1 protein-coding gene is annotated in these 1,286 nt (G+C 56.6%); it reads left to right on the forward strand.

Going from position 1 to position 1,286, the window contains the following annotated elements; all coding sequences use genetic code 11:
* The first annotated feature begins 86 nt into the window (after positions 1–86).
* A protein-coding gene (locus QMZ18_RS36900; RefSeq protein WP_282611442.1) for an IS3 family transposase occupies positions 87–1,225 on the forward strand; the annotation gives its coding sequence in 2 pieces (ribosomal slippage) (positions 87–342 and positions 342–1,225; 1,140 coding nt in all).
* Positions 1,226–1,286 lie beyond the last annotated feature (61 nt).

Below are 1,286 nucleotides of genomic sequence, written 5' to 3' on the forward strand. Positions count from 1 at the left end.
AGAGGTGGTTCGGCAAATCTGAACAGTTGAGATAAGTGGATTTTCTGCTGCTATTCCGACAGTTTTGTCGGGACGAAGGAGCGAAGATGGCGAGACGGCCCAGACGCAACCACAGCCCAGCCTTCAAGGCGAAAGTCGCATTGGCGGCATTGAAGGGCGACAGAACGATGAGCGAGCTGGCGACACAGTTCGATGTTCATCCCAACCAGATCAAGCAGTGGGAGGATCAACTTCTCGACGGCGTTACGGATGTCTTCGATGACAAGCCCAAGACCTCGAAGGAACCGCCGATTGACGTCAAATCCCTGCATGCGAAGATTGGCCAGTTGACGCTGGAGAACGATTTTTTGGAAGGAGCGCTCGACAAGGCCGGTCTGTTGGCGAGCGCAAAGAAATGACGGATCCGGATCACAAACTGAGCTTGTCACGGCAAGCCGGTCTGCTGGGGATCAGCCGTGGCAGCCTGTATTATGAGCCGCGCCCGACAAGCGAGGCGGACCTCAAGCTGATGCGCCGGATCGACGAGTTGCACATGGAATACCCGTTCGCCGGCAGTCGGATGATGAAGGATTTGCTGCGCCAGGAAGGCTTCGCGGCCGGACGATTGCGCGTCGCGACCTGCATGAGAACGATGGGCATCGAGGCGCTCTATCGCAGGCCGAACACGTCAAAGCCCGCGCCCGGCCACAAGATTTACCCGTACTTGCTGAGGAAAATGGCGATCACACGCCCCAATCAAGTCTGGGCAATGGACATCACCTACATTCCTATGGCCCGTGGGTTCGTCTATCTGGTTGCCGTCTTGGACTGGTTCAGCCGCAAGGTGTTGGCGTGGCGACTGTCGGTCACGCTCGAAACAGGGCCATGTCTGGAGGCATTGAACGAGGCTGTCCGGCGCTTTGGAAAGCCCGGCATCATGAACTCGGACCAGGGTTCTCAGTTCACGTCCATCGACTTCATCACGACGCTGAAGGATGCCGATATCCAGATCAGCATGGATGGCAAAGGCGCTTGGCGCGACAATGTCTTTGTCGAGCGGCTTTGGCGGAGCATCAAATATGAAGAGGTCTATCTGCACGCGTACGATAGCGTGTCTGCCGCCCGTGCGGGGCTGGTCCGATATCTGACGTTCTACAACAAAAGGAGACCGCACTCATCGCTGGACGGGCAGACGCCCGATCAAGCATATCACATCAAGCCAAAGCCAATCCTGGTCGCGGCGTAACCGAGCAGGGAATCCACTTAAGAAACGACAAGAAACTGCTCAAACAAACCGAACCACCTCT

The organism is Pelagibius sp. Alg239-R121, from assembly GCF_947331435.1.
Classification (GTDB): domain Bacteria; phylum Pseudomonadota; class Alphaproteobacteria; order Kiloniellales; family Kiloniellaceae; genus Denitrobaculum.